Raw genomic sequence first — 23,383 nt, forward strand, 5'->3', positions numbered from 1 at the left:
GGACCGCCGGGCCGTTGCCGTTCCCGCGGTGCGCCTAGCGTGCCGAGCATGACTGCTCCGTCTCCTGAACCGCCCGGCGCCGGGTCGTGGGTGTCCCGGTTCGCGCTGTCACCGCGAGCTGCCGTGGCGCTGGCTGCGGTGGTGGTCGCGCTCGCCCTGGTGGTCGTCGCGATCGGGACGCTCGGTGCGCGCTCGTCGGCCGGGGTCACGGTCACGAGCGGGCCGTCGACGGCGGGTGGTCGGCCTTCGCCCGGCGCCGGCACAGGGGCTTCGCCGGGCCCCGCCTCGGCGGGCGCACCGGTCGGTCCCTCCGCCGGAGCCGGGGCGCCCACGGGGTCGGCGAGTGCGGCGGCGGTGTCCGTGTACGTGCTCGGCGCGGTGGTCCGTGCCGGTGTCGTGGAGGTCCCCTCCGGCACCCGCGTGGACGACGTGCTGCAGCAGGCCGGTGGAGCCACGGCGGACGCCGACCTCGCCCGGCTCAACCTGGCCCGCCCCGTGGTGGACGGGGAACGCCTGTACGTCCCGCGGGTGGGGGAGACGGCGGTGCCCGAAGCACTGCGGCCGGACGTTTCGGGGGGCTCGGGTGGCGGGGGATCGAGTGCCGGTGGCACCGCCGGGAGCAGCGGCGCGGGCGGCGTCGATCCCGGGGCGGACGTCGTCGACCTCAACACCGCCGACCAGGCGACGCTCGAGACCCTTCCCGGCATCGGTCCGGCGCTGGCGGCCCGCATCCTGGCGTGGCGCGAGGAGCACGGCGGGTTCTCGTCGGTGGATGACCTGCTCGAGGTCAGCGGCATCGGGGACACGCGGCTCGCCGAACTGCGCGACCGGGTCCGGGTCTGAGTCGTGGAGCTGCACCCCACCGTCGCCGACCTGCGCCTGGCGGGTCCGGTGGTCGTCGCCTGGGTCGAGGCCGCGCTGCTCGTCGGGGCACCGGGAGCGGCGTGGTGGTGTGCGACGACCGCGGCGTTGCTCGGTGGTGTCGTCCTCCTGGCTCTCGTGCTGCCCGGTGTGCCGGTCCGCGTGCTGGGAGGCGTGCTGCCCGGGGTGCTGGGCTGCCTGCTGCTGGTGGCGGCCTGCTGCTCCCTCGTGGCGGTGGCGGTCGCGATGGGTGCTCCGGAGCGCTCACCGGGAGCGCTCGTCGAGCGGGCGGGACGGACGAGCACCGTCGAGGTGGTGCTGACCCGCGACCTCGCCGACACCGACCGGTCGACGACGGGCACGCTCCGAGCGCTCGAGAGCTCGACGGGGCTCGAGGTCCCGGTCCGTGTGGTCCCCGCCGAGCACTTCCGTGCGTCGGCCGGGGCCGTACTGCGGGCGCGTGCCACCGTGCAGGCCGACGAGGGCGGCGCTCCGACCGCGGCGGTGGTGTTCCTGCGCGGACGGCCCGAGGTCGCGCCGCCGACCGGTCCGCTCGCGGCGGCGGAGCGCGTCCGCCGTGCCTTCACGGCGGTGACCGACGACCTGCCCGAACCCGGCGGCGCACTCCTGCGCGGGCTGGCGATCGGAGACCGCGGCGGCCTGGACCCGGCCACCGAGTCCGCGATGGAGACCACCGCCCTGACGCACCTGACGGCGGTGTCCGGCTCGAACTGCGCCGTCGTCGTCGCGCTCGTCGTGGCCGCGTGCCGAGCACTCGGGTTCCCCCGCGCCCTCCGGGCAGTCGTGGCGGTCGGGTTCCTCGTAGCGTGCGTGGTGCTCGTCCGCCCCGACCCGTCGATCGTCCGCGCCGCGGTGATGGCGGTCGTGGTGCTGGTCGTCCGGCTGTCCGGTCGACCGCTCCGCGGGGTGCCGCTCCTGGCGCTCACCGTCCTCGGCATGCTCGTGGTCGATCCCTGGTACGCCCGGGCTCCGGCGTTCGCACTGTCGGTCCTCGCCACCGGCGGCATCATCGCGTTGGCACCGCGCTTGACGGCCCTGCTCGCGCGGCGGTGGTGGCAACCCGTCGCCGCGGCGGTGGCCGTACCGGTCGCGGCGCAGGTCGCGTGCTGGCCGGTGACGGTCGTGCTCGCCCCGACCCTGCCCACGTACGCCGTGCCGGCCAACCTGCTGACCGAGCCCCTCGCGCCGGTCGTCACCGTCACCGGGCTCGCCGCGTGCCTGCTCGCCCCGGTCTGGCCCTGGGGTGCGGGGGTCGTCGCGCACGTCGCATGGGCGCCCGCATCGCTCATCGGCGCGGTCGCCCACGGTGCGGCTGCCCTGCCGGCGGCGACGCTCGACTGGCCGGCCGGCCCTCCCGGCGCGGTGACGGCGGCGGTGGCCAGCGCGGCGGTCGCCGGAGCCGTGCTCGCCGAGCAGCAGCGCCGGACGTGGGCGCTGGTGGCGGCCGGGGCGGTCGTCGTGATCGGGCTCGGGGCCGTCGCCGTCCCGCGGCTCGTCGTGCGCTCGACCGTGCCGGGGGACTGGTCGGTCGCTGCGTGCGACGTCGGTCAGGGCGATGCCGTCCTGGTCCGCGACGGTGCCGGACCGGTCGCCCTCGTCGACACCGGCGACGACGAGGAACTGCTGCTCGGGTGCCTCGACCTGCTCGGGGTCGACCGGGTCGACCTGCTGGTGCTGACCCACTTCGACCGCGACCACGTCGGTGCGGTCGGAGCCGTGGCGGACCGGGTGGCGCGGGCACTGGTCGGCCCGGTCGGACGGCCCGAGGACGACCGGGTCGTCGAGGAGCTCGAACGGGCCGGCGTCGAGGTGCGCACTGCCGACGACGCGACGTCGGGCACCCTCGGCGCGCTGCGCTGGCGAGTGGTGTGGCCGCGCGCCGGCTCCCGGCAGTCGGGCAACGACGCGAGTCTCGTCCTCGAGACGGTGCGCGACACGGCGTGCACGGCGTGCGTGTCCGGGGTGTTCCTCGGCGACCTCGGGGAGCACGCGCAGCGTCGACTCCGCCCGCTCGTGGAGGCGCACCCGGACGTCGTGAAGGTCGCGCACCACGGGTCCGCTGACCAGGACCCGGCGCTGTACCGACAGCTCGCCGCACCGATCGGACTCATCGGCGTCGGTGCCGACAACACCTACGGACACCCGACGGCGTCGGCGCTCGACGCCCTCCGTGCTGCGGGAACGACGGCGTTCCGGACCGACCGACAGGGCACCGTCGTGGTTTCGCGGACTGCCGACGGTGCGTTGACGGCGTGGACCGAGCGGACGGCGGCTCCGCCTCCGGAACCGGCGTCGACGGTCGGGCCGGCGCGGGCAGCGTCGGCAGCGGTCGCGTCGGTGCGGCCCACCTCGGCGGGACCTGCGTCGGCGGCGGCCCGTAGGATCGGACCAGGCCCCGACCAGCTCGCCCCGGAGCCGACGGAAGGAACGCATGCCCGCCAAGAAGCCCACGCGCGCAGCCGCCAAGATCGACCAGGTGCCGTGGTCCGGCGTCCGACCGGCACCCGTCGTGCTCGTCACCGGGCCCGAGCAGTTCCTGGCAGAGCGTGCGAGCAGCGTCCTCCGTGACCTGCTCGTCGGCGAGGACCCGGCGCTCGAGGTGCACGACCTCGAGGCAGACCAGTACGCGCCCGGGCTCCTGGCGACGCTCGCGAGCCCCTCGCTCTTCGGTGAGCCCCGGCTCGTGCGGGTGACGAACGTCGAGAAGTGCACCGACGCCTTCATCACCGAGACGATCTCCTACCTGCAGGCGCCCGCCGATGACGTCACGCTGATCCTGCGGCACGGTGGTGGCATGCGCGGCAAGAAGCTGCTCGACACCATCCGCAGCGGAGTCGGCGGCGGCGTCGAGGTCCAGTGCGACGAGCTCAAGCGCGACACCGACAAGATCGACTTCGTCAACGCCGAGTTCCGGGCCGCCCGCCGGAAGATCGCGCCCTCGGCGGTGCGCACGCTCGTCGCGGCGTTCGCCGACGACCTCGCGGAGCTCGCCGCCGCGTGCCGGCAGCTGCTGGCGGACGAGGCCGAGGAGATCACCGATCGCACCGTCGACAAGTACTACGGCGGTCGCGTCGAGACCAATGCGTTCAAGGTCGCCGACATCGCACTCGCCGGTCGCTCGGCCCCGGCGATCGTCGAGCTGCGGCACGCCCTCGCGACCGGAGAGGCCCCGGTACCGATCGTCGCGGCGTTCGCGAGCAAGATCCGCACGATGGCGAAGGTCAGCGGCTTCCGTGGGTCGAGCGGCCAGGCGGCATCCGCACTCGGCATGGCGCCGTGGCAGGTGCAGCGCGCGCAGCGCGACGTCGCGGGGTGGAGCGAGGCCGGGCTGGCGAACGCGATCACGAGCATCGCGGCGGCCGACACAGCGGTGAAGGGCGGGTCACGCGACGCGCACTACGCGCTCGAGGTCATGGTCCGGACCATCGCCCGCCGCGGCGAGGAGCGCTGAGGCGGGACGCGCCTCCCGGCCGCACGCCGCCGCACGCCGCACGCCACACGGCCGCGCCGTCGCCGACGCGACGGCGGCCGCGAACGCGACCCGTGCCTCCCTGCCGCGTCGTCGCCGACGAGACCACGACGGCGCACCGACCGGTGCCTCCCGGCCGCGGTCGTACCGACCGCCACGAAGAGCCACGGATCCGACGTCGAACCAGCAGGCGTCCCTGGTTCGATGTCGGACCCCTGGTTCGATCCCGGACCGACCACGACCGCCGAGCCCCGCACGCCCACGCCGAGCGCCCGCCCGAACCGCACCGCCCCCGGAACGACGAAAGCCCCGCACCATCGGTGCGGGGCTCTCGTGCAGGTGTCAGACGCTCAGAGCGCGGAGACCTTCTTGGCGATGGCCGACTTGCGGTTCGCCGCCTGGTTCTTGTGGATGACGCCCTTGCTCACGGCCTTGTCGAGCTTCTTCGCCGCGAGGGCCAGGGCCGCAACGGCCTTGTCCTTGTCGCCGGCGACGACGGCCTCGTTCGTGTGACGGATGACCGTCTTGAGCTCCGAGCGGTAGGCCTTGTTGCGCTCCTGGGCCTTGAGGTTGGTCTTGATGCGCTTCATCTGCGACTTGATGTTCGCCATGCGTGTTGCTCCTTGTTCGTCTGCTACGGGTGGTCGCGACGTCGGGTAGAGGGGCCCTCTGTCGCATCGCGTTCCACCCGTGGGCGGGGAACGCGGAAGCCAGCCACCGACTCTACCAGCAGAGCCACGGACCACCAAAGCCCCGACGCGCCGAACGAGCGACGCGCCGGACGCCCGCGGGGACACCGCCGAGTGGAAACGACCCCGCAACACGGACGGGCTACCGTGACGAGGTGCCCTCACTCGCCCCGCGCATCGACTCCGTCCCGGCCTCCGGCATCCGCCGCGTCTTCGAACAGGCCGCCCTGCTGCGCGCCGACGGCACCGACGTCGCGATGCTCGTGATCGGCGAGCCCGACGTCCCGGTCGCGCCGCACATCGGCGAGGCCGCCCGCCGCGCGTGGAGCGAGGACCGCACGGACTACACGCCGAACGGTGGCATCGCTCCGCTCCGCACCGCGATTCGGGACAAGCTGCTCCGTGAGAACCGCATCGACGCGGACCTCGAACAGGTCTGGGTCACGATCGGCGCGACCCAGGCGCTGTTCCAGGCGATGACCCTCGTGCTGGGTCCCGGCGACGAGGTCCTCGTGCCGGACCCCGGCTACACGACCTTCACGATGAACGCGCACATCATCGGCGCCACTCCGGTGCCGTACCGGCTCGAGCCGCAGCACGACTTCGAGCCGGACCTCGGGGCGCTCGAGGCGAGCATCACCGAGCACACCCGCGCGATCGTGGTGAACTCGCCGTCGAACCCGCTCGGCTCGGTGTTCGGCGAGGACACCCTGCGCGCCCTGCTGGCCCTGGCGAAGCGGCACGACCTCTGGGTGATCAGCGACGAGGTCTACGAGTACTTCACCCACGGCACCCGCCACGTCAGCATCGCGTCCCTCGACGAGGACGACCGGGTCTTCACCGCCTTCTCGCTGAGCAAGACGTACGCGATGACCGGCGTCCGGGTCGGCTACCTGGTGACGCCGAAGGGCATGGGGCCGACGATGCGCACGACGCAGGAGGCGATGATCAGCTGCGTCGCCGAGCCGGACCAGTGGGCGGCGCTCGCGGCGATCGTGGGCGACCACCAGGCCGTGCAGGACGCGCGCGAGCACTACCGCGCGAACCTCGCCGTCGCGAAGGAGGTGCTCGACGCAGCGGGCATCCGCTACCTCGACCCGCGCGGCGCCTTCTACCTGTGGGTCGACGTCTCGCACGCGTCGCAGGGCGACGTCGCCGAGTGGGCGCTCGCCTTCCTGCACCGGGAGCGCGTCGCGGTCGCACCGGGCAGCGCGTTCGGGCGCTCCGGCGAGGGCTGGATCCGGGTCTGCCTGGCGGCGACCGTCGAGGACCTGCGCCGCGGCCTGGGCGCGCTGCCCGCGCCCGCCACGGTGACCGCCTGAAAGACGGGAGGCGCGTGGCGGCGCCGCCACGCGCCTCCCGTGCGTCCTGCACAGCGTCCCGGGCGCTACCGTGCCTCCACAGGCCGGTCGCCGGTTGCGCGCTGCCCGTGTGCAACCGTGGGACAATCGTTCGACCGCACCGACCCCCTGAGGAACCGTGAGCCCACAAGCATCCGCGCCGCTCGAGCCCGCCGCGACCCCGGCCGAGGCGATACGCAACTTCTGCATCATCGCGCACATCGACCACGGCAAGTCCACGCTGGCCGACCGCATGCTGCAGATCACCGGCATCGTCGAGGAGCGGGCGATGCGTGCGCAGTACCTCGACCGCATGGACATCGAGCGCGAGCGCGGCATCACGATCAAGTCGCAGGCGGTCCGCATGCCGTGGGAGCTCGACGGGCAGACGTTCGCGCTGAACATGATCGACACCCCCGGTCACGTCGACTTCTCGTACGAGGTCTCCCGCTCGCTCGCCGCGTGCGAGGGCGCCATCCTGCTCGTCGACGCAGCGCAGGGCATCGAGGCCCAGACGCTCGCCAACCTGTACCTGGCGCTCGAGAACGACCTCGAGATCATCCCGGTCCTCAACAAGATCGACCTGCCCGCCGCCGACCCGGACAAGTACGCCGCCGAGCTCGCGCAGCTCATCGGCGGCAAGCCGGAGGACGTCCTTCGCGTCTCCGGCAAGACCGGCGTCGGTGTGCCCGAACTGCTCGACCGCGTCGTCCGGACCGTGCCGAACCCCGTCGGGAACGTCGACGCGGCACCGCGCGCCATGATCTTCGACTCGGTCTACGACAGCTACCGCGGTGTCGTGACGTACGTGCGCATGATCGACGGCACGATCCACCCGCGCGAGAAGGTCCAGATGATGTCGACGAAGTCGACGCACGAGATCCTCGAGATCGGTGTGTCGTCGCCGGAGCCGAAGCCGACCAAGGGTCTGTCGGTCGGCGAGGTCGGGTACCTCATCACCGGTGTGAAGGACGTGCGCCAGTCGAAGGTCGGTGACACCGTCACGACGGCACTCCGACCGGCGACCGAGGCCCTGCCCGGCTACACGGACCCGAAGCCGATGGTGTTCTCGGGGCTGTACCCGATCGACGGCTCCGACTACCCGGACCTGCGCGAGGCGCTCGACAAGCTCAAGCTCTCCGACGCGGCCCTCGTGTACGAGCCCGAGACCTCAGTGGCGCTCGGGTTCGGGTTCCGCTGCGGCTTCCTCGGCCTGCTCCACCTCGAGATCATCACCGAGCGGCTGTCGCGCGAGTTCGGCCTCGACCTCATCACGACCGCGCCCAGCGTGATCTACGAGGTCACCAACGAGGACAACACCGTGACCGAGGTGACGAACCCGTCCGAGTTCCCGGGCGGGCGCATCGTCGAGGTCCGCGAGCCGATGGTCCGCGCGGCGATCCTCGCGCCGAAGGACTACGTCGGCGCGATCATGGAGCTCTGCCAGTCGCGACGCGGATCCCTGCTCGGCATGGAGTACCTCGGCGAGGACCGCGTCGAGATCCGCTACGAGATGCCCCTCGGCGAGATCGTGTTCGACTTCTTCGACCAGCTGAAGAGCAAGACCCAGGGCTACGCCTCGCTCGACTACGAGCCCACCGGCGACCAGGCCGCGGACCTCGTGAAGGTCGACATCCTGCTGCAGGGCGAGCAGGTCGACGCGTTCAGCGCGATCGTCCACCGGGACAAGGCCTACGCCTACGGCACGCTGATGACCGAGCGGCTCCGCAAACTCATCCCTCGCCAGCAGTTCGAGGTGCCGATCCAGGCTGCGATCGGCGCGCGGATCATCGCCCGCGAGAGCATCCGGGCGATGCGCAAGGACGTCCTCGCGAAGTGCTACGGCGGTGACATCACCCGCAAGCGCAAGCTCCTCGAGAAGCAGAAGGAGGGCAAGAAGCGCATGAAGATGGTGGGTCGCGTCGAGGTCCCGCAGGAGGCCTTCATCGCGGCGCTCTCGGGCGACGTCGAAGAGAAGAAGAAGTAGCTCGGCGACCACGAGCAGCACGACGGAGCCCCGCCACGAGCGGGGCTCCGTCGTCCGTTCCGAGCTCCGGGGGACACGGTGCGGTCGACCCCGCCGGTACGATGGCTCCATGAGTTCCCGCGGCAGCTACCCGACCGCCCTGACCTACGGTGCCGTCGGTGCCACGCAGGCGGCGGACCTCATGACCTACCCGCCGGAGGGGTTCACCCCGGCGGAGTCGCGGGCACGGATCGGCCACGGCGACGCGCGGTTCGAGACCGCGGTGACGCAGGCGCTGACCTGGCAGATCCAGGAGCGCAGCGGCATCCGGGTGCAGGTCGGTGACCAGCCGGACGACGACGAGGTCCGGTACAACCCGGTGACGTTCGACGCGCACGGCGTCCCGATCGCGCCGGCGTCGATCGGCACGCCCCGCGTCGAGAAGTTCGCGGCCGACGGCACGCCGCTGCTGACGGCCGGCACGACGGCGACGCTCGAGATGCACGCCTTCGGGCAGACCGTGCACGCTCCGGTCCGCGTCGTGTCGATCATCGACGAGACCGACCGCAAGGGCTTCGCGTACGGCACGCTCGAGGGCCACCCGCTGTCCGGCGAGGAGTCCTTCGTGGTCGAACGCACGAGCGACGGTTCGGTGTGGCTCCAGATCCGACAGTTCTCGCAGCCGTCCAGCCGCAAGTGGGCGTTCGTCGCACCGCTGCTCCGGCGGCAGCAGCGGGTGATGGCGGCGAAGTACCTCAGCGCACTGCGCGGCGACTGACCGCGCCCCCGCTCAGCGCAGCGGCGGGAGCGCGGCGATCGCGTCCTCGAGCAGCCGGGCGTCCTGCACGCAGTCCCGCGCGACGCACACCGCGCTCGTCCCCCGCAGGGCGTCGACCTCGTAGACCCCGGTCGCGACCGCGACGAACGGGATGCCCACCGCGTCGGCCGCCTCGCCGTCCCGCGGGGTGTCCCCGACGATCACGGCCCGCTCCCCGGACAGTGCCGCAGCGGCACGCGCCGTGACCCCGGTGCGCTCGACCTCGGCGTCGCCGAAGTACGAGTGCTCCCAGTCGAACGCGTCGAGGTCGAAGCCCGCGCCGCCGAGCTTCACCCGCGCTCGGTGCTCCGAGTTGCCGGTCAGCAGCCCGTTCCGCCAGCCCAGCGCGGCGAAGCGTCGGACGAGCGCGGCGGCACCCGGGGCGGGGGAGCGGCGTTCACCCCGGCCGTACCGCTCGTCGGTCAGGTCGCGCAGGTGCCGGCTCACCGTGGGGATGAGCGCGTCGTCGAGGTCGTGCGCCCGGACGTGGTCGGCGATGAGGCCCGCGTCGGTGCGTCCGTGCTGGTGGCCGACCTTCAGCACCAGGTCGCGGCCGACGGCGCGTTCGACGGCCAGGTGGTACAGGTTGCCCGGCGACGCTGCGTTGAGGACGAGGGTGCCGTCGATGTCCCACAGCACCGTGGTGGGGACGGTGTGGTGCTCCATGGCTCCATCATGGCCGAGAATGGAGTCCATGCCGAGTGCGCTCCCGATCGCCGATCCCGCTCCCGCGGACGGCCTGCTCACCCCCGGCCCGGGCGCCGGCGACGTCCCCTTCGGGGTGTACGTCCACGTGCCGTTCTGCCGGGTGCGCTGCGGCTACTGCGACTTCAACACCTACACGGCGTCCGAGCTCCGCGGGGTGCGCCGCGACGACTACGCCGGCCACGCGGTGCAGGAGATCCGCTGGGCGGCCGAGGTCCTCGACCGCTCCGGGGTGCCGCGCCGCCCGGTCTCGACGGTGTTCTTCGGCGGTGGCACGCCGACGATGCTGCCGGCGGACGACCTCGTGATGATCCTCCGCGCGATCGACGACACGTGGGGCATCCTGCCGGGCGCGGAGGTCACGACCGAGGCGAACCCGGACTCCGTGGACGCGGACGCGATCGCGACCCTCGCGCGCGGCGGGTTCACCCGGATGAGCTACGGCATGCAGTCCGCGGTGCCGCACGTCCTCGCCACGCTCGACCGGACCCACGACCCCGAGCGCGTGCCGGTCGTCGTGGACCTCGCGAAGCAGCAGGGCCTCGACGTCAGCCTCGACCTCATCTACTCGACCCCGGGGGAGTCCCTCGACGACTGGCGCACCTCGCTCGACGCCGCGCTGGCCTGCGCCCCCGACCACGTGTCCGCCTACTCGCTCATCGTCGAGGAGGGCACGGCGATGGGGCGGATGGTGGCCCGTGGCGAGCTCCCGGCGCCCGACGACGACCTGGCCGCCGACATGTACGAGCTCGCGGACCGGACCCTCGCCGACGCCGGGTACGCCTGGTACGAGGTCTCGAACTGGGCACGCGCCGACGAGCACGGCGGTCCGGAGCGCCACGCGAGCCGGCACAACCTGTCCTACTGGAAGGGTCACGACTGGTGGGGCGTCGGCCCGGGCGCGCACTCGGCGGTCGCCGGCACCCGCTGGTGGAACGTGAAGCACCCGGCCGCGTACGCGAACCGGGTGCTGGCGGGCGAGTCGCCCGCGGCGGGGCGCGAGACGCTCGACGCCGACACCCGGTACGTCGAGCGGGTGCTGCTGGCCGCACGCGTGCGCGGCGAGCTCACCACCGCGGAGCTCGGCCGGGAGGCCCGTGGCCGCGTCGCCGGCCTCATCGCCCGCGGTCTCGTGGACGGGTCGGCCGCGGTGCGGGGACGGATCGAGCTGACCCTGCAGGGTCGGCTGCTCGCGGACGCCGTCGTCCGCGAGCTGCTCGACTAGCGCACGGGCTGCCGCCCGCGCTACTGCTTGATGAACTCGATCGTGAGCGGGTAGCGGTAGAGGTCGCCGCGGTTCGCCGCCACGGCCGCCAGGATCGCGAACACGATCACGAGCACGCCGATGATCGGGAGCAGGACGAACCCGATCACGACCAGGCAGAGCAGCCACGCCACGACGTACGCGATCGCCGCCGTGATGTGGAAGTTCAGCGCCTGGCGGGTGTGCTCCTTGATGAACTGCCCCCGGTCGCGCAGCACCAGGTACGCGATGATCGGCACGACCAGGCTGAAGAAGATGCCGCCGACGTGCGTCAGCGTCGCCCAGAGGCGCTGGTCCTCCGGCGACATCGGCTGGGGCGGCGTGAAGCCGGCCGGGTACTGCGGTCCCTGCGGGTTCTGGGGTCCCCCCGGCTGCTGGCCGTACCGGCCGTCCTGCGGGCCGCCTGGTTGCTGTCCGTAGCTCATGCCGTGAGCGTACCGGCGCAGGGGCCTCCGGTCCCGGTCGGTCGGTGGTCGGGCGTAGGATCAGCAGTCGACACGTCCGAGTGCCAGCATCGAACGGAAGGGGTCCGGATGGTCAGCGAACGCTCCCTCGAGGTCCTCAAGGCGATCGTGCGGGACTACGTCGCCTCGCGCGAGCCCGTCGGCTCGAAGACGATCGTCGAGCGGCACGCCTTCGGGGTCAGCGCCGCGACGATCCGCAACGACATGGCGCAGCTCGAGGACGAACAGCTCATCGCGGCGCCGCACACCTCGTCCGGTCGGGTGCCCACGGACAAGGGCTACCGCCTGTTCGTCGACCACCTCGCGGCGGCGCGGCCCCTGTCGACGGCGCAGCGGCACGCCATCGAGACCTTCCTCGGCACGCCGAACGACCTCGACGAGGTCCTCGGCCGCACCGTCCGCCTGCTCAGCCAGCTCACCAACCAGGTCGCGCTCGTGCAGTACCCGTCGATGGTGCGTGCCCGCGTGCAGCACGTCGAGCTCGTGCGGCTCGGCGACACCCGGCTCATGGTCGTCCTGATCACCGACACCGCCCGCGTCGAGCAGCGTGTGGTGGAGACGGACGTCCCCCTCGACGAGGACTCGCTCACCGAGCTCCGGACCGTCGTGAACGGCGCGAGCGTCGGACTCCTGCTGCAGGACGTCCCCCGTGCCCTGCGCGAGGTCCCGCGGCAGCTCCGCCCGGACGCGCAGACCCTGGGCGGCGTCGTCGTCGCGACCCTCATCGAGCAGGTGGCTGCGAACCGGCAGGACCGCCTGGTCATGGCGGGCGCGGCCAACCTGGCGAAGAGCGAGCGCGACTTCTCCGGCGGCCTGTACCCCGTGCTCGAGGCGATCGAGGAACAGGTGACCCTGCTCCGCTTGTTCGGCGAGATGCAGGTGGACGACGTGGCCGTGGCCGCGAGCATCGGCGCCGAGAACGCCGAGTACGGCCTCGACGCGACGAGCATCGTGGCCGGCGGTTACCTCGCCGGCGGCGGGGCGGTCGCCCGACTGGGCGTCCTGGGCCCGACACGCATGGACTACGGCACGAACATGGCCGCCGTCCGCGCGGTCGCACGGTACCTGTCCAAGCTGCTGGGCGAACATTGACCGGACCACGCGCCCCCCGCGCGGTGTCCAGCGGACCGGCTCCGCGCCTCCAGACCGGACCGCGGCGACCGCCGCGACCCACCGACCGAACCGAAACCGACTGAGGGAACCGTGGCAGACCACTACGACGTCCTCGGCGTCCAGCCGGACGCCTCCGATGCCGACATCAAGAAGGCCTACCGACGGCTGGCGCGCGAGCTGCACCCGGACGTGAACCCGAGCCCGGACGCGGCCGAGCGCTTCAAGGACGTGACGCACGCGTACGACGTGCTGAGCGATCCCGAGCAGCGTCGGCGCTACGACGCCGGCCCGCAGGAGAGCCCGTTCGGCGGCGGTGCCGCCGGCGGCTTCAGCGACATCTTCGACGCCTTCTTCGGCGGCGGTGGCGGCGGCGGACGCGGCAACGGACCGCGGAGCCGGGCCGAGCGCGGGCAGGACGCCCTGCTGCGCATCGAGGTCGACCTGGACGAGGTCGTGTTCGGCACGCACAAGGACGTCGAGGTCGACACGGCCGTCGTCTGCGAGACGTGCAACGGCTCGTGCTGCGCGCCGGGGACGAGCCCGCGCACCTGTGACATCTGCGGCGGGTCCGGGCACATCCAGCGCCAGGTCCGCTCGCTGCTCGGCAACGTCGTGACGAGCGCGCCCTGCGGCACGTGCCGCGGCTACGGCACCGTCATCCCGAGCCCCTGCCCGACCTGCCAGGGGCAGGGCCGCGTCCGCGCACGCCGCACGATCCCCGTCGACGTGCCCGCGGGCGTCGAGACCGGGCTCCGTCTGCAGATGCCCGGTCAGGGCGAGGTCGGCCCGGCCGGCGGCCCCTCGGGGGATCTCTACCTCGAGGTGAAGGTGCGCCACCACGACGTGTACAGCCGCGACGGCGACGACCTCCTCGCGACGCTCGAGGTCCAGATGACCGACGCGATCCTCGGTGCGCACACGACCATCGACGGCCTCGACGGGCCGGTCGAGCTCGAGATCCGCCCGGGCGTGCAGAGCGCCGACGTCCTGGTGATCAAGGACCGCGGCGTGACGAAGCTGCGCGGCACCGGTCGGGGTGACCTCCGCGTCGGGGTGCAGGTCGTGACCCCGACGAAGCTCTCGCACAAGGAGCGCGGACTCGTCGAGCAGCTCGCGAAGTCGCACAAGGCGCCGGGGCCGCAGCTCGCCCGCTTCCAGCAGGGCATGTTCGGCAAGCTGCGCGACCGCTTCTTCAACTTCTGATGGCGTCGCTGTACCTGGTGGAGCCGGGCCTGCTCGACGGCGTCGGAGTCGGTGACCCGGTGTCGCTCGACGGCGCCGAGGGGCGGCACGCGGTGTCCGTCGCGCGGGTCCGCGTCGGCGAGGCGCTGCGGATCGCGGACGGACGCGGCACGGTCGTCACGGGTTCGGTCGCGTCGACCGGCAAGGACACGCTGACCCTGACGGTCGCCGACGTCGCGGTCGACGCGGAGCCGCGTCCGGCGCTGGTGCTCGTCCAGGCGCTCGCGAAGGGCGGGCGCGACGAGATGGCGGTGCAGGCCGCGACCGAGATCGGCGTCGACCGGATCGTCCCCTGGTCGGCGGCGCGGAGCGTGTCCCGCTGGGACGGCGCCAAGGTCGAGAAGGGCCGTGCCCGGTGGGCGGCCATCGCGCAGGAGGCCGCGAAGCAGGCGGTCCGCTCGCGCGTCCCGACGGTGGACGCGCCGGTGACGACGGCGCAGCTGGCCGCGCCGGCCGGCTCGTCGTCGGACGGCGGCTCGTCGTCGGGCGACGGCGCGTCGTCGGTTGCCGGCCCGTCGTCGGGTAGCGGCCGGGAGGCGCGGCGTGCGGTGGTCGTGCTGGACCCGGTGGGTGCGGTGCGGCTCTCCGCGTGGGAGCCGCCGACGGACGTCGACGAGATCGTCCTGGTGGTCGGTCCGGAGGGCGGCATCGACGGGTCCGAGTTCGATCGTCTCGAGGCCGCCGGCGCCGTGCGGGTGCGGCTCGGCGACACCGTGCTCCGCACGTCGACCGCCGGGCCGGCCGCGCTGGCCGTCCTGCAGACCCGGCTCGGGCGCTGGTAGTGGCGTCGGAGGCGGGTCCTACGATGGTCACCATGAGCAGCAGCGAGCCGAGCGTCTTCTCGAAGATCGTCGCCCGCGAGATCCCGGCGACCATCGTCGCCGAGGACGACCGGGTGATCGCGTTCGAGGACATCGCGCCCAAGGCACCCGTCCACGTGCTCGTGGTGCCCAAGACCGAGCAGTACCGCGACGTCACCGAGCTCGCGGCCGGCGACCCGGAGCTGCTCGCACACGTCGTCGCCACCGCTCGTCGCATCGCCGACGAGCGTGCGGGCGGCCAGTTCCGTCTCGTCTTCAACACCGGCGAAGCCGCCGGTCAGACCGTGTTCCACGTGCACGCGCACGTCCTCGCAGGTGACCTGCACGAAGGGAATCTCCTTGCCGGCTGACGAACCCGTCCGTCCCGAACCCGCACAGCCCGGGACCGACCGCCCCGTGGCGCGTCCCGTCACCGATCCGTCCGACGTGACCGTCGACATCCAGGTCGACGGCATCGCCATGGTGCAGCTCCTCGGCCCGCAGGACCGCCTGCTCAAGACGGTCGAACGCCAGTACCCGGGGGTCCGGGTGCTCGTGCGCGGGAACGAGGTGTCGCTGACCGGCGCCGAACGAGACGTCGCCCGCGCGCACGCCCTCGTCGACGAGCTCGTCGGCATGGTGAAGCGCGGCCAGGACATCGGCCCCGCCGACATCCCGACGTCGGCGCGCATCCTCGACGAGGACCGCAAGCCCTCCGACACCTTCGGCACGCCGATCGTCTCGAGCCGCGGCAAGTCCGTGCGCCCGAAGACCGACGGCCAGCGCGCCTACGTCGATGCGATCGACCAGCACACGATCACGTTCGGCATCGGTCCGGCGGGCACCGGCAAGACCTACCTCGCGATGGCGAAGGCCGTCCAGGCGCTGCAGCGGCGCGAGGTCACGCGCATCATCCTGACCCGTCCCGCGGTCGAGGCGGGGGAGCGGCTCGGGTTCCTGCCGGGCACCCTGACCGACAAGATCGACCCGTACCTGCGCCCGCTGTACGACGCGCTCAACGAGATGATGGACCCCGAGCTCGTCCCGAAGCTGCTCGCGGCCGGCACGGTCGAGGTGGCGCCGCTGGCGTACATGCGCGGCCGCACCCTCAACGACTCGTTCGTGATCCTCGACGAGGCGCAGAACACCACGCCCGAGCAGATGAAGATGTTCCTGACGCGTCTCGGCTTCGGCTCGAAGATGGTCGTCACGGGCGACATCACCCAGGTCGACCTGCCCGGCAACCTCTCGGGTCTCCGGCTCGTCACCCGGATCCTGGGCGACGTCGACGACATCCACTTCGCCCGGCTCGGCAGCGAGGACGTCGTCCGCCACACGCTGGTCGGACGGATCGTCGACGCCTACACCGTGTACGACGAGGAACGACTCGCGGAACAGGCCGGGCACCGACCCGGTGGCCGCGGGACCGCGCCGACGGGGAACCCCGCCGGGGCGAACCGGGCCGAGCGCCGCGGACGGCCGCCGCAGGACCGCCAGCAGTCCCCCTACCCGCAGGACGACGCCCGAGGAGGCAACCGGTGAGCATCGAGCTCAACAACGAGTCCGGCGTCGAGGTCGACGAGCAGGCGATCCAGCGCCTCGCCGCCTTCGCGCTCGACGCGCTGCACGTCCACGCGGACGCGGAGCTCGCGATCGTGCTGGTCGACGAGGGCGCGATGGAACAGCTGCACGTCCGCTGGATGGACGAGCCGGGGCCGACGGACGTCCTGAGCTTCCCGATGGACGAACTCCGCCCCGGGACCGAGGACGTGCCGACCCCGGCCGGGCTGCTCGGGGACATCGTCGTGTGCCCGCAGGTCGCCGCCGAGCAGGCGAAGACCGCGGGGCACACCACGACCGACGAGATGCTGCTGCTCACGTGCCACGGCATCCTCCACCTGCTCGGCTTCGACCACGCCGAGCCGGAGGAGAAGGCCGAGATGTTCGGGCTGCAGGGCGAGATCCTCTCCGCCTTCGCGGCGCAGCGTCGCGGGCGGTGACCTGATGGTGCTCGTCGCCGTCCTGCTCGCGGCGGCGTTCGTCCTGGTCGTCGTCGGCGGGCTGCTCGCCGCGTCCGACGCCGCGCTGACCGTGCTCTCCCGCGCCGATCTCGACGAGATCGCCCGCGGCAGCCGGAACCGTCGCGCGATCGAGGCCGTCGGCGACGACGTCGGCGCGCACGTCAACGCGCTGAACTTCGTCCGGGTGCTCGCCGAGACCGCCGCCGCGGTGCTCGTGACGATCGCGCTCGTCACGGTGTTCGACACTTGGTGGGTGGCCCTGGTCGTCTCCGCCGCGATCATGACCGCCGTGTCGTTCGTGCTCGTCGGGTCCAGCCCGCGCAGCGTCGGGCGCGCCCACGCCGAGCGCCTCATCGGGGCCACCGGCGGGCTCGTGCGCGCCGTCCGCATCGTGCTCGGGCCGCTCGCGGGGCTGCTCGTGGCGATCGGCGACCGCGTCACGCCCGGACGGGGTCGCAGTGCGTCGACGGTCTCGAGCGAGGAGCAGCTGCTGTCGCTCGTCGACGAGGCGACCGAGAGCAACGTGCTCGAGCAGGACGACCGCGAGCTCATCCACTCGGTCTTCGAGTTCAGCGACACCCTGGTGCGCGAGGTCATGGTGCCCCGCACGGACATGCTCACCGTCGACGCCGAGGCCACCCTGGCCGCCGGGATGGAGCGCTTCCTGGTGGCCGGTGTGTCGCGGATGCCCGTGACCGGCAAGGACAGCGACGACGTGCTCGGCGTGCTCTACCTGCGCGACGTCTCGCGCGCGCTGTACGAGCAGCCGGGCAGCGAGCGGGAACCGGTCACGACGCTGCTGCGTCCGGCCGAGTTCGTCCCCGAGTCCAAGCCGGCGGACGACACCCTCCGGCACATGCAGGTCGCGAAGAACCACCTGGTCCTCGTGGTCGACGAGTACGGCGGCGTCGCCGGACTCGTCACGATGGAGGACCTCATCGAGGAACTCGTCGGCGACATCTCCGACGAGTACGACCGCACCGTGGTCGACCGCACCGAGGTCGGCCCCGGCGTCTGGCGCATCTCCGCCCGGATGCCGATCGACGAGCTCGGCGACCTGTTCGGCATCGAGCTCGAGGACGACGACGTCGACACCGCCGGCGGCCTGCTGACGAAGGAGCTCGGCCGGCTCCCGGTCCGCGGCGAGCAGGTCACCGTCTCCGGCGTCGAGCTCACGGCCGACCGGGTCGAGGGCAAGCGCCGCCACCTGATCACCGTCCTGGCCGAGCGGAGCACCGCTCTCCAGGACGCCGAGGACGCCCTCGACGACACCACTCCGAGCACGACGGGAACACCGAACGCATGACCGAGCACGAACCCGACAACGGCACCCTCGCGGACGCCGACACCGACGCCACGGCGCAGCCGTACCGCGCGGGCTTCGTCTCCTTCGTGGGACGCCCGAACGTCGGCAAGTCGACGCTGACCAACGCCCTGGTGGGCGAGAAGGTCGCGATCACCTCGTCGAAGCCGCAGACCACCCGCCGAGCGATCCGAGGCATCGTGCACCGGCCCGACGGCCAGGTCATCATCGTCGACACCCCCGGTGTGCACCGACCCCGCACCCTGCTCGGCGAGCGGCTGAACGACCTCGTGCAGTCCACACTCGGCGACGTCGACGTGATCGGGTTCTGCGTCCCCGCGAACGAGCCGATCGGCCCGGGCGACAAGTTCATCAACGAGTCGCTCGACCAGTACCCGCGGGCGAAGAAGATCGCGATCGTCACGAAGATCGACCGCACCCCGAAGGACCGCGTCGGGGAGCAGCTCCTCGCCGTGTCGCAGCTGCGCGACTGGGACGCCATCGTGCCCACCTCGGGGACGAAGGGGATCCAGCTCGAGGTCCTGCTCGGCGAGATCACGAAGCTGCTGCCCGAGTCGCCGCAGCTCTACGACGCGTCGACCGTGACCGAGGAGACCGACGAGGAACGCATCGCCGAGCTCGTCCGCGAGGCCGCGCTCGAGGGTGTCCGCGACGAGCTGCCGCACTCGCTCGCGGTCGTGATCGAGGACGTCGTCGAGCCCGACGAGGACGACGATCCGGACGGACCGCTGCGCATCTTCGCGAACCTGTTCGTCGAGCGCGACAGCCAGAAGGCGATCGTCATCGGACGGGGCGGCGAGCGGCTGAAGGACGTCGGGTCCCGGGCACGCACCGAGATCGAGTCGCTGCTCGGCGGGCGCCACGTGTACCTGAACATCCGCGTGAAGGTCGCGAAGGAGTGGCAGCGCGACCCGAAGCAGCTCGGTCGCCTGGGCTTCTGATCCGGGTCATCCCCTGGTCGGACGCGCGCGCCCCGGTCCGGTCGTACGGTGGGGTGGTGTTCCGTCCCATGCTGCGCGCGCAGCTCGTCACCGACGTCACCGCGGCGGTGCTGCTCGGTGTCCTGCTGGTGCTCCTGCGCGTCTCGGTCGACCAGTCGCCCCTGTGGCTGGTGACCGTCGTCGGACTGAGCGGGGCGCTCGCGATCCGTCGTCTCTCACCGGGTCTGGCGCTGGCGCTGTCCTGGGTCGTCGCGGTGTTCGAGATGGCGAGCGGCCAGACGCAACCCGATCCGTCGAACGTGCTGCTCGCCGGTGTCCTCTTCACCACCAGCGCCTACGGCAGCCGCCGCGTGCGCATCGCCGGGCTCCTGTCCGCCGTCGGCGGATCGTTCGTCGCGGCGGGGTACATCGGCCTGCAGGACTACCAGCGCCGCTCCGGCATCGACACTGCCTCGACGCCTGCGCTCGAGACCCTGCAGGTCGTGGTGGCGACGTTCGCCGCCGTCCTGCTCCTGCTCCTGCTCCCGTGGCTCGCCGGCCTCGTCCGCCGTGCGCGCCGGTCGGCCAGCATGAGCCGCGAGGCCCAGCTCGTCGCCGAACGCGATGCGGCCCGGGCGGACCGTGCCGTCGCGGTCGAGCAGGAACGCGTGCGGATCGCCCGCGACATGCACGACATCGTGGCCCACTCGCTCGCCGTCGTGATCGCGCAGGCGGACGGCGCCCGGTACGCCGCGAAGGCCGACCCGGCGATCGCCGACCAGGCGCTCGCCACCATCTCGAGCACCGCGCGCAGTGCCCTGGGTGACGTCCGTGAACTGCTCGGTGCCCTGCGGCACGAGCAGGGGACGGTCCCGACGCCGGAGGCAGCCGACCTCGACGTGCTCGTCTCCGAGATGCGCGAGGTCGGCCTGGACGTCCGGGTGGACCGGGAGGGCGACCCGACCGGCCTGCCCACCACCACCCAGCTCGCGGTGTACCGCATCGTGCAGGAGAGCCTGACGAACGCGTGGAAGCACGGCGAGGGCGGGACGCCGGTCCACGCCTCGCTGACCTACCGACCGGACACCGTCGAGATCACGGTCATCAACCGGATGGCCGACGACGGCACGCGCGGCCCCGGGACCGGCCACGGGCTCGTGGGGATGCGCGAGCGCGTCGCGATGACCGGCGGGTCGATGACGGCGGGGCCGCGTGGCGACGACTTCGCGGTGGCCGTCCGCATGCCGACGGTCCCCGCGAGCGGCCAGTTCCCCCGCGGCCGCATCACCCAGATGGAGCAGGAGCGCACCAGATGACCACGTCCCAGCCGACCGGCAGCCCGATCCGGGTCGCCCTCGTCGACGACCAGGCGCTCTTCCGCACCGGGATCCGGATGCTCATCGACTCGCAGCCCGACCTGCAGTTCGTCGGCGAGGCCGGCGACGGGGCGGAAGGGGCCGAGCTCGTCCGCCGTACCGGGGCCGACGTCGTGCTCATGGACGTCCGCATGCCGGTGATGGACGGCATCACGGCGACGGCGCGCATCGTCGAGCAGGGCGGAGCGGACGCCGCGAAGGTCCTCGTGCTCACCACGTTCGACTTCGACGAGGCCGCGGCGAAGGCGATCCGAGCCGGCGCGAGCGGCTTCGTGCTCAAGGACGCCGATCCGGAGTTCCTGCTCGCCGCGGTCCGGACCGTGCACGCCGGCACCGCCGTGTTCGCCGCGTCGGCCACCCGCGAGCTCCTCCGCCGGTACGACGACGGTGCAGCGCAGGCCGCCGCCGTGCCGGCCGCCTTCGCCGAGCTGACGCCGCGCGAGCGGGAGATCTTCGACCTCGCGGCGCGCGGCTTCAGCAACAGCGAGATCGCGCAGCACGAGTACGTCAGCGAGGCGACGGTCAAGACGCACATCTCACGGGTGCTCACGAAGCTGGACCTGCGCGACCGCGTCCGCCTCGTCGTGTTCGCGCACGAGCACGGGCTGGTGCCGAAGGCCGAGTGACACCGCCGACCACCGGTTGATGCGCCGTCATCCGACAGGATGACCCCTCCACAGCACGACGAGCCGAGCGGACCATCCACAGGAGCCGCGCGACGGACGCGGGGTGAGCCTCCCGGGCGCGAAGCTCGGAGCATGACCACCAACCAGACCCCGATCATCCGGCTCGACCACGTCTCCAAGCACTACGGTGACGCGGCGCGCCGTGTCACCGCGCTCGACGACGTCAGCGTCGACATCGGCGCGGGCGAGTTCACCGCGGTGATGGGGCCGTCGGGCTCCGGCAAGTCGACGCTGATGCACGTCGCCGCGGGGCTCGACTCCGTGAGCACCGGGCGCATCACCATCGACGGTGTGGACGTCACCGGTCTCGGTGACCGGGAGCTCACCGAGCTGCGGCGGCGCCGACTCGGCTTCGTGTTCCAGTCGTTCAACCTCGTCCCGACGCTCGACGTGCGCGAGAACATCCGACTGCCGTTCCTGCTCGGCGGGCAGCAGCCGAGCCGCGACGAGTCGGCCTGGATCGACAGGCTCGTCGACCTCCTCGGCCTCGGCGACCGTCTGACGCACCGGCCGCACCAACTCTCCGGTGGGCAGCAGCAGCGCGTCGCGATCGCCCGCGCGCTCGCCTCGCGTCCGGCCGTGGTCGTCGCGGACGAGCCGACGGGTGCCCTCGACTCCCGCACCGGGCGCGACGTCCTCGCGATCCTCCGCGGCGCGGTGCAGGAGTGGGGGCAGAGCGTCGTGATGGTGACGCACGACCCGACCGCGGCCGCGAACGCCGACCGCATCCTCTTCCTGGCGGACGGATGCATCGTCGACGACCGCCCGGCGATGAGCGCCGCCGAGATCTCGGCGACGATGCTCGGGATGGAGGCAGCCGCGTGACCGGCCTGCGCACGTTCGCCCCGACGGTCCTCGTCGCCGCACTCGGCACGACGTTCGGGTCCGCCCTCGTCATCGCGCCCGGCATCGTCACGCAGGCGATGGGCGCCACGGGACTCGACGACCTGGCACCCGTGCGGGCGATCCTGTCCGTCGTCGGGTGGCTCTTCCTCGGCATCGCGCTGTACGTCGGCGCGATCGTCACGGCGAACACCTGTGCCACGATCATCGCCGGACAGACCCGCACGATCGCGCTGCAGCGGCTGATCGGAGCGACGGGTGCGGGCCTGCGTGCCAGGACCACCCGCACGGGACTCCTCGTCGGAGCGGTCGGCGGTGTCGTCGGGACCGTCGTCGGCACCGGGCTGTCCGCGCTCTTCGTCACGGTGCTGCGCGGTGACGGGTTCCTGCCGGACACGACGTACACGCTGGTCCCGTGGGAGCTCGCGCTGCCGTTCGTCGCCGTCGTCCTGGCGACCTGGGGTGCGTTCGCGGCCGGGTCGCGTCGGGTGCTCACGGTCACGCCGCTGCAGGCGCTGTCCTCCACGGTCGAACCGAGCCACGACGACGTCCGTTCGGGCCGGGCACGCCGGGTCTGGGCAGTCCTGCTCATGACGGCAGGCGCGCTGCTGATGGTGCTCGGGCTCGTGCTCAGCGCCGCGACGCCGGCCGCGGTGCTGCCGGCGGCGCTCGGCGGCTTCGTCTCGTTCGCCGGGGTCGCGGTCGGCGCCACGATCGTGATGCCACCGGTCCTGCAGCTCATCGGCAGGATCGGGTCACGCGACCCGGTCGTCCTGCTCGCCGGCCGGAACGCGATGCGCGCCCCCGGTCGGTCGTCCAGGGCGACGATCGGGCTCGTCATCGGCGTGACGCTGCTGGTCACCTTCGCGGTCGCGCTCGGGATCATGCAGCACGTGGTCGAGACGCAGATGTCGGCGATGGGCGACGGCTCCCTGCCGGCGGACGCGGTCCAGGCGCAGCGGGACTTCTTCGTCCAGCTGAACACCGTGGTGAGCGTGATCGTCGGGTTCTCCGCCGTCATCGCCGCGGTGGGGGTCGTGAACGCGCTGGCGCTCGGCGTGCTCCAACGACGCCGCGAGCTCGGTCTGCTGCGCGTCCTCGGGCTCACCGGAGCGCAGGTCCGTCGCATGATCGTGACCGAGGCCGTGCAGATGGTCGTCGCGGCGGTGGTCACCGGACTGGTCCTCGGCACGCTCTACGGATGGGTCGGAGGGCAGACGATGCTCGGTTCGCTCGGGACCGTCGTCACCCCCGTCCTGCCGCCGGCGACCGTCGCGGTCGTGGTCGTCGGAGCCCTCGTGCTCGCGGTCGTCGCCACGGTGGCACCGGTCCGGCGAGCCATGCGGGTCTCGCCGACGGAGGCGCTCGCCGTCGACTGAGCGGACACGAGCGGGGGAGCGCCGGGGCGTCATGCACTTGCACCGTGCTGGTGTACCAGTGCTACGGTGGCAGCGATGTACTC

22 protein-coding genes are annotated in these 23,383 nt (G+C 72.5%); 19 read left to right on the forward strand and 3 right to left on the reverse strand.

All coding sequences use genetic code 11. The features are described 5' to 3' along the window. Nucleotides 1-48 precede the first annotated feature (48 nt). From ABIC52_RS05880 to holA, 3 genes are read left to right on the forward strand one after another with little or no spacing between them, the layout of a single operon-like run. Complete coding sequence (locus tag ABIC52_RS05880; RefSeq protein ID WP_354026859.1) at nucleotides 49-843, forward strand: ComEA family DNA-binding protein; 795 nt, start codon at nucleotides 49-51, stop codon at nucleotides 841-843. 3 nt (nucleotides 844-846) lie between these two features. After that, nucleotides 847-3,450, forward strand: a complete 2,604-nt coding sequence (locus ABIC52_RS05885) for a ComEC/Rec2 family competence protein (RefSeq protein WP_354026860.1) — start codon at nucleotides 847-849, stop codon at nucleotides 3,448-3,450. Further along, on the forward strand, nucleotides 3,359-4,333 hold the full coding sequence (gene holA, locus ABIC52_RS05890; protein ID WP_238638249.1) for a DNA polymerase III subunit delta: 975 nt from the start codon (nucleotides 3,359-3,361) through the stop codon (nucleotides 4,331-4,333). Before ABIC52_RS05885 ends, holA begins: the two co-directional genes overlap by 92 nt. Nucleotides 4,334-4,701: 368 nt before the next feature. Here holA and rpsT read toward each other — a convergent pair whose 3' ends face one another. Then, the gene (rpsT, locus tag ABIC52_RS05895; RefSeq protein ID WP_066653830.1) at nucleotides 4,702-4,962 is read right to left on the reverse strand and encodes a 30S ribosomal protein S20; all 261 of its coding nucleotides are present in this window, start codon (nucleotides 4,960-4,962) and stop codon (nucleotides 4,702-4,704) included. Nucleotides 4,963-5,195: 233 nt separating this feature from the next. Here rpsT and ABIC52_RS05900 point away from each other — a divergent pair, with 233 nt between their 5' ends. The 3 genes from ABIC52_RS05900 to ABIC52_RS05910 all read left to right on the forward strand — a co-directional run bounded on the left by ABIC52_RS05900 (nucleotide 5,196) and on the right by ABIC52_RS05910 (nucleotide 9,124). Then, entirely contained in the window at nucleotides 5,196-6,362 is a 1,167-nt protein-coding gene (locus ABIC52_RS05900; RefSeq protein WP_354026861.1) for a pyridoxal phosphate-dependent aminotransferase, read from the forward strand. Between the two features lie 157 nt (nucleotides 6,363-6,519). Continuing rightward, nucleotides 6,520-8,367 (forward strand): translation elongation factor 4, encoded by a 1,848-nt coding sequence (lepA, locus tag ABIC52_RS05905; protein ID WP_126891628.1) that lies wholly within the window; start codon nucleotides 6,520-6,522, stop codon nucleotides 8,365-8,367. A 109-nt stretch (nucleotides 8,368-8,476) separates the two neighbouring features. Continuing rightward, entirely contained in the window at nucleotides 8,477-9,124 is a 648-nt protein-coding gene (locus ABIC52_RS05910) for a DUF1990 domain-containing protein (RefSeq protein WP_126891627.1), read from the forward strand. A 12-nt stretch (nucleotides 9,125-9,136) separates the two neighbouring features. Here the strand turns inward: ABIC52_RS05910 and ABIC52_RS05915 are convergent, their stop codons facing one another. Next, a complete protein-coding gene (locus ABIC52_RS05915; protein ID WP_161972636.1) occupies nucleotides 9,137-9,829 on the reverse strand; it encodes an HAD family hydrolase in 693 nt (230 codons plus the stop codon). Nucleotides 9,830-9,857: 28 nt separating this feature from the next. On the opposite strand from ABIC52_RS05915, the gene hemW reads away from it, so the two are divergent. Next, a complete protein-coding gene (gene hemW / locus ABIC52_RS05920) occupies nucleotides 9,858-11,093 on the forward strand; it encodes a radical SAM family heme chaperone HemW (protein WP_209824736.1) in 1,236 nt (411 codons plus the stop codon). A 20-nt stretch (nucleotides 11,094-11,113) separates the two neighbouring features. Here the strand turns inward: hemW and ABIC52_RS05925 are convergent, their stop codons facing one another. Next, entirely contained in the window at nucleotides 11,114-11,557 is a 444-nt protein-coding gene (locus tag ABIC52_RS05925; RefSeq protein WP_238638173.1) for a DUF4870 domain-containing protein, read from the reverse strand. 108 nt (nucleotides 11,558-11,665) lie between these two features. On the opposite strand from ABIC52_RS05925, the gene hrcA reads away from it, so the two are divergent. From hrcA to ABIC52_RS05985, 12 genes are all read left to right on the forward strand, one after another. Continuing rightward, on the forward strand, nucleotides 11,666-12,688 hold the full coding sequence (gene hrcA, locus ABIC52_RS05930; protein WP_209676828.1) for a heat-inducible transcriptional repressor HrcA: 1,023 nt from the start codon (nucleotides 11,666-11,668) through the stop codon (nucleotides 12,686-12,688). A 111-nt stretch (nucleotides 12,689-12,799) separates the two neighbouring features. Further along, on the forward strand, nucleotides 12,800-13,912 hold the full coding sequence (gene dnaJ / locus ABIC52_RS05935; protein WP_354026862.1) for a molecular chaperone DnaJ: 1,113 nt from the start codon (nucleotides 12,800-12,802) through the stop codon (nucleotides 13,910-13,912). Further along, a complete protein-coding gene (locus ABIC52_RS05940; RefSeq protein ID WP_354026863.1) occupies nucleotides 13,912-14,733 on the forward strand; it encodes an RsmE family RNA methyltransferase in 822 nt (273 codons plus the stop codon). Before dnaJ ends, ABIC52_RS05940 begins: the two co-directional genes overlap by 1 nt. A gap of 32 nt (nucleotides 14,734-14,765) precedes the next feature. Then, on the forward strand, nucleotides 14,766-15,122 hold the full coding sequence (locus tag ABIC52_RS05945) for a histidine triad nucleotide-binding protein (RefSeq protein ID WP_126891621.1): 357 nt from the start codon (nucleotides 14,766-14,768) through the stop codon (nucleotides 15,120-15,122). 109 nt (nucleotides 15,123-15,231) lie between these two features. After that, on the forward strand, nucleotides 15,232-16,293 hold the full coding sequence (locus ABIC52_RS05950; RefSeq protein ID WP_354026906.1) for a PhoH family protein: 1,062 nt from the start codon (nucleotides 15,232-15,234) through the stop codon (nucleotides 16,291-16,293). Beyond that, complete coding sequence (gene ybeY / locus ABIC52_RS05955; RefSeq protein WP_126891619.1) at nucleotides 16,290-16,751, forward strand: rRNA maturation RNase YbeY; 462 nt, start codon at nucleotides 16,290-16,292, stop codon at nucleotides 16,749-16,751. Before ABIC52_RS05950 ends, ybeY begins: the two co-directional genes overlap by 4 nt. Before the next feature lie 4 nt (nucleotides 16,752-16,755). Further along, the gene (locus ABIC52_RS05960) at nucleotides 16,756-18,078 is read left to right on the forward strand and encodes a hemolysin family protein (protein WP_126891618.1); all 1,323 of its coding nucleotides are present in this window, start codon (nucleotides 16,756-16,758) and stop codon (nucleotides 18,076-18,078) included. Next, the gene (era, locus tag ABIC52_RS05965) at nucleotides 18,075-19,037 is read left to right on the forward strand and encodes a GTPase Era (protein ID WP_209824732.1); all 963 of its coding nucleotides are present in this window, start codon (nucleotides 18,075-18,077) and stop codon (nucleotides 19,035-19,037) included. The genes ABIC52_RS05960 and era overlap by 4 nt, the downstream gene beginning before the upstream one ends. A gap of 56 nt (nucleotides 19,038-19,093) precedes the next feature. Further along, nucleotides 19,094-20,332, forward strand: coding sequence for a sensor histidine kinase (locus ABIC52_RS05970; RefSeq protein ID WP_250367404.1), 1,239 nt, complete (start codon nucleotides 19,094-19,096; stop codon nucleotides 20,330-20,332). Beyond that, nucleotides 20,329-21,018: a response regulator transcription factor gene (locus ABIC52_RS05975; RefSeq protein ID WP_126891616.1), complete on the forward strand. Its 690-nt coding sequence runs from the start codon at nucleotides 20,329-20,331 to the stop codon at nucleotides 21,016-21,018. Before ABIC52_RS05970 ends, ABIC52_RS05975 begins: the two co-directional genes overlap by 4 nt. A gap of 132 nt (nucleotides 21,019-21,150) precedes the next feature. Next, entirely contained in the window at nucleotides 21,151-21,903 is a 753-nt protein-coding gene (locus ABIC52_RS05980; RefSeq protein WP_354026864.1) for an ABC transporter ATP-binding protein, read from the forward strand. After that, nucleotides 21,900-23,300: an ABC transporter permease gene (locus tag ABIC52_RS05985; protein WP_250367402.1), complete on the forward strand. Its 1,401-nt coding sequence runs from the start codon at nucleotides 21,900-21,902 to the stop codon at nucleotides 23,298-23,300. Before ABIC52_RS05980 ends, ABIC52_RS05985 begins: the two co-directional genes overlap by 4 nt. Nucleotides 23,301-23,383: the final 83 nt, after the last annotated feature.

It is taken from the genome of Curtobacterium oceanosedimentum (genome assembly GCF_040545555.1).
GTDB lineage: Bacteria > Actinomycetota > Actinomycetes > Actinomycetales > Microbacteriaceae > Curtobacterium.

Excerpts from the sequence above, each read along its gene's own strand:
- ABIC52_RS05880 (WP_354026859.1), top strand. The coding sequence starts at position 49 with ATGACTGCTCCGTCTCCTGAACCGCCCGGCGCCGGGTCGTGGGTGTCC.
- rpsT (WP_066653830.1), bottom strand. The coding sequence starts at position 4,962 with ATGGCGAACATCAAGTCGCAGATGAAGCGCATCAAGACCAACCTCAAG.
- ABIC52_RS05910 (WP_126891627.1), top strand. The coding sequence starts at position 8,477 with ATGAGTTCCCGCGGCAGCTACCCGACCGCCCTGACCTACGGTGCCGTC.
- ABIC52_RS05915 (WP_161972636.1), bottom strand. The coding sequence starts at position 9,829 with ATGGAGCACCACACCGTCCCCACCACGGTGCTGTGGGACATCGACGGC.
- hemW (WP_209824736.1), top strand. The coding sequence starts at position 9,858 with ATGCCGAGTGCGCTCCCGATCGCCGATCCCGCTCCCGCGGACGGCCTG.
- ABIC52_RS05925 (WP_238638173.1), bottom strand. The coding sequence starts at position 11,557 with ATGAGCTACGGACAGCAACCAGGCGGCCCGCAGGACGGCCGGTACGGC.
- hrcA (WP_209676828.1), top strand. The coding sequence starts at position 11,666 with ATGGTCAGCGAACGCTCCCTCGAGGTCCTCAAGGCGATCGTGCGGGAC.
- ABIC52_RS05940 (WP_354026863.1), top strand. The coding sequence starts at position 13,912 with ATGGCGTCGCTGTACCTGGTGGAGCCGGGCCTGCTCGACGGCGTCGGA.
- ABIC52_RS05945 (WP_126891621.1), top strand. The coding sequence starts at position 14,766 with ATGAGCAGCAGCGAGCCGAGCGTCTTCTCGAAGATCGTCGCCCGCGAG.
- ABIC52_RS05950 (WP_354026906.1), top strand. The coding sequence starts at position 15,232 with ATGGTGCAGCTCCTCGGCCCGCAGGACCGCCTGCTCAAGACGGTCGAA.
- ABIC52_RS05960 (WP_126891618.1), top strand. The coding sequence starts at position 16,756 with ATGGTGCTCGTCGCCGTCCTGCTCGCGGCGGCGTTCGTCCTGGTCGTC.
- era (WP_209824732.1), top strand. The coding sequence starts at position 18,075 with ATGACCGAGCACGAACCCGACAACGGCACCCTCGCGGACGCCGACACC.
- ABIC52_RS05975 (WP_126891616.1), top strand. The coding sequence starts at position 20,329 with ATGACCACGTCCCAGCCGACCGGCAGCCCGATCCGGGTCGCCCTCGTC.
- ABIC52_RS05980 (WP_354026864.1), top strand. The coding sequence starts at position 21,151 with ATGACCACCAACCAGACCCCGATCATCCGGCTCGACCACGTCTCCAAG.